General features: G+C 68.1%; 4 protein-coding genes and 1 pseudogene. 3 read left to right on the top strand and 2 right to left on the bottom strand.

Annotated features, from left to right (window positions below; genetic code table 11):
* The coding region (locus C477_RS09070) for a helix-turn-helix domain-containing protein (protein WP_008894173.1) at positions 1 to 531 on the top strand (531 nt) is incomplete at its 5' end.
* Between the two features lie 120 nt (positions 532 to 651).
* The gene (locus C477_RS09065) at positions 652 to 942 is read left to right on the top strand and encodes a HalOD1 output domain-containing protein (RefSeq protein ID WP_008894172.1); all 291 of its coding nucleotides are present in this window, start codon (positions 652 to 654) and stop codon (positions 940 to 942) included.
* A gap of 31 nt (positions 943 to 973) precedes the next feature.
* Here C477_RS09065 and C477_RS22880 read toward each other — a convergent pair whose 3' ends face one another.
* Both C477_RS22880 and C477_RS09055 read right to left on the bottom strand, forming a co-directional pair.
* On the bottom strand, positions 974 to 1,798 hold the full coding sequence (locus C477_RS22880; RefSeq protein WP_008894171.1) for a lactate racemase domain-containing protein: 825 nt from the start codon (positions 1,796 to 1,798) through the stop codon (positions 974 to 976).
* Between the two features lie 77 nt (positions 1,799 to 1,875).
* Positions 1,876 to 2,718 (bottom strand): phosphatase PAP2 family protein, encoded by an 843-nt coding sequence (locus C477_RS09055; RefSeq protein WP_008894170.1) that lies wholly within the window; start codon positions 2,716 to 2,718, stop codon positions 1,876 to 1,878.
* A gap of 111 nt (positions 2,719 to 2,829) precedes the next feature.
* On the opposite strand from C477_RS09055, the pseudogene C477_RS09050 reads away from it, so the two are divergent.
* Positions 2,830 to 3,096, top strand: a pseudogene (locus tag C477_RS09050) (helix-turn-helix domain-containing protein); the annotation flags it as partial.

Here is a 3,096-nt window from a genome sequence, read left to right as displayed (position 1 = left end):
GGCGGCGCCGAGCGACTGGCGATCGAAGCGGCCCTCGAGGCGGACCCCACCGTCGACGCGCACTCGCGGATACGGGCGGCCTCCGACGAGTGGTTGTACGAGGTTCGGTTCGCGGCCGAGATTTACGAAATCGGGGCGCTGCCGTTCGAGGAGGGCGGTACGATACTCGCCGCCTCGGCCGATCGCGGCGTCTGGTCGCTCCGACTGCGATTCCCCGATCACGAGAGCGCGACCCGGACCTACCGTCGATTCCTCGAGCGAGACGTCGACGTCGACGTCGCGAGCCTCCGGAAGGGACCGAAGACCGGGCCCGAACGGCCCGGGTTGACCGTCGAGCAGTACGAGACGCTCGTGGCGGCCGTCGAACGGGGCTACTACGAGGTTCCGCGGGAGGTGTCGGTACAGGAACTGGCCGACGAGTTCGGTATTTCGGACCAATCGGTCTCCGAACGCCTCCGCCGCGCGTCCGCGGAAATTCTGGCGACGGAACTGAACGTGGCCGACGCGAACTCCCGCGCCGACGACCGGTGACGGTAGCGCACCTCGCATCGCGAATCCGAGCGCCGACGGCAGGTCGGTTCTCGAGGGGGCTTGAACACCCTGACCATCCGCATGATAGCATCACGGACGCGTACCACGAACGGTCCGTAGATGGCCACCGATCGCTGGCCCCCAACCGACGGGGACGGATCGACTGTGATCGAATACGCGCCCGACGACGGAACGCCGATCAGCATCGCGATCGTCCGCACGATCGCTGCGATCGAGAACGTCGATCCGACCGCCCTCGAGTTCACGCTGTACGACTACGTGAATCCCGAAGCGCTCGATCTACTGATCGAACACGAGGGAAGCGGCGGAGCGGAGATCCGGTTCACTGTCGACGACTACGAGATCTACGTTTTCGAAACGGGAGAGATCGTCGTCCGCGAATCGAGGTGAGAGCCGCCGAGGTCCGACTGTAACGCCGCCGTCAGCGGGTCGCCCACTCGACCATCCGCTCGTAGACGGGGTCTGTCGCCAGCGCGTTCGCATCGCCGACCAGCACCAGCGCACGCTTGGGGCGCGTGAGCGCGACGTTAATTCGCCGGTAGTCCTCGAAGATCGGCCCCTCGAGCGCGCCGGTCGCGGTAAAGGAGACGATAATGACCTCCTGGCTCGAGCCCTGGAAGCGGTCGACGGTGTCGACGGCGACCTCGTCGGGGACGTGTTTCGAGATCTCCGAGCCCTGCGCGCGGAAGGGAGCGATGACGCCGATATCCGTGCGCTCGAGCCCCGCGGCCTCGTAGGTCTCGATCAGATCGGCGATGCGCGCGGCCTCCTTGCTGTCGGTGTACTGCCCGCCATCGCCCTCGACGACCGGCTCGCCGATCTCGACGGGGACGTCGTCCTTACTTACCGTGCCGACCTCGACCACCGATTCGGGATCGTGGTTGACCGCCAAGTCGGCGTGCGGTCCCAGCATCGCTTCGATCTCGTCGTCGGTCATCGGTCGGTGGAGGCCGAGCCCGACGACCACCGTCACCTGCTCTCGAGCCACGCCGCAGCGCTCGAGGCGCTCGAGCAAGACATCGAGCAACACGTCGTCGGGCGCCTTGCGGGTGATGTCGGTGACGACGATCGCGACGTCGTCGTCGGGATCGACACGGTCCGCGAGCGGCGGCCCGATCGGGTCCTCGAGCGCGCGTTCGGCGGCCGCGCGAACGTCGACGGTGGTGCCGCCGGTCGGTCGCGCGACCGTGACCTCGCAGTCGGGAAGAGAAACGTCGATGGTACCGGTTCCGAGGGGGAGATCCATGCGTTCGGTTCGCACGCGGATCGTGAAAAGCGTCGCCGGTTCTCGCCGGGGACGACCGACGGCGCGAGAAGGGGCGGCTACGCCCAGAACGTCTCGGTCGCACCGATACCGAGGCGGCCGACCGCGATCGGCGCGAGGAACACCCACGCGACGAGTGCGGCGTAGAGCGCGACGAGCGCCGGCACGAAGGAGACGGCCGCCTCGGCGATCTGGATCGCGGCGGCGCCGCCGCTACCGACGGCGACGAGGGCGCCCGTCTCGAGGCGAGTGCGGAGGTCGGGAAGGCGATCGATCCACCCCGCGGAACAGAGTCCGCCGATCGCCCCGCCGAGGCCGAGCAGCGAGTCCTCGCTGGCTCCCGCGACGACGACAGTGACGAGCGCGAGTCCGAACGCGATCGTGAAGCCGCGGCGGGGATCGCCTCTCGTAAGGCGGGCCATGGCGGCGAGGAACGCGACGCCGAGGACCGCGCCGACGATCACGTCGCCGAGGTAGTGGACGCCGAGCACGACCCGAGAGAGCGAGACGAGCGTGACGAGCGTGCCGGCGGCCGCCAGCGCGTGGACGTCCCGCGTTCGGTCGTACGCGGCGACGAGCCCGCCGTAGACGACCGTGGCGGCGAAGGCGTGGCCGCTCGGGAAGCCGTACCCCTCGCGTTCCTCCTCGAGGGGGATCAGCAGGGCGTCCTCCGGCGGCCGCGGCAGGCCCAACAGGGCCTTAATCGAGAGCAGGAGGGCGAGCCCGGCGACCGCGTAACTGATAACGAGTGCGCTCCGGCGACGCCACCCCGACCAGAACAGGACGGCGAGGACGACCATCAGAACCGTCGTTCCGCCGAGTTCGGTGACGGCGACGACGAGGTTGGCGTACTCGGCTGGAAACAGGGCGCGGACGATCGCGCTTTGCTCCTCGAGGCGCATGTCGAGTGCCGTTTCTCATCCCCGAAAGTAAACGTTCGTTTCTTCCCGCTCTCCGGCCTGGGCTGCAAGCATCTCCTTTATCCGACCGCGAATGACACTCATTGCCACGGGATGGCCACGTTCGTCGAGTTGGAACTGCCGGCAGCCGAAACCGCGCTGGGCGAGACGTTCGACCGCGTCCGATCGTGTTACTGCTACCTCGAACAGGCGGTCGTCAGCGAGACGCCGGGACTCTGGTTCGGCGGCGCCGAGCGACTGGCGATCGAAGCGGCCCTCGAGGCGGACCCCCCCGTCGACGCGCACTCGCGGATACGGGCGGCCTCCGACGAGTGGTTGTACGAGGTTCGGTTCGCGGCCGAGATTTACGAAATCGGGGCG

Source organism: Haloterrigena salina JCM 13891 (assembly GCF_000337495.1).
Taxonomy (GTDB): Archaea; Halobacteriota; Halobacteria; order Halobacteriales; family Natrialbaceae; genus Haloterrigena; species Haloterrigena salina.
The sequence above is the reverse complement of the archived record's forward strand: the minus strand, read 5'-3'. Positions and strand labels throughout refer to the sequence as shown.

Coding starts and splice junctions, on each gene's coding strand:
- C477_RS09065 (WP_008894172.1), top strand. CDS start 652: ATGGCCACCGATCGCTGGCCCCCAACCGACGGGGACGGATCGACTGTG.
- C477_RS22880 (WP_008894171.1), bottom strand. CDS start 1,798: ATGGATCTCCCCCTCGGAACCGGTACCATCGACGTTTCTCTTCCCGAC.
- C477_RS09055 (WP_008894170.1), bottom strand. CDS start 2,718: ATGCGCCTCGAGGAGCAAAGCGCGATCGTCCGCGCCCTGTTTCCAGCC.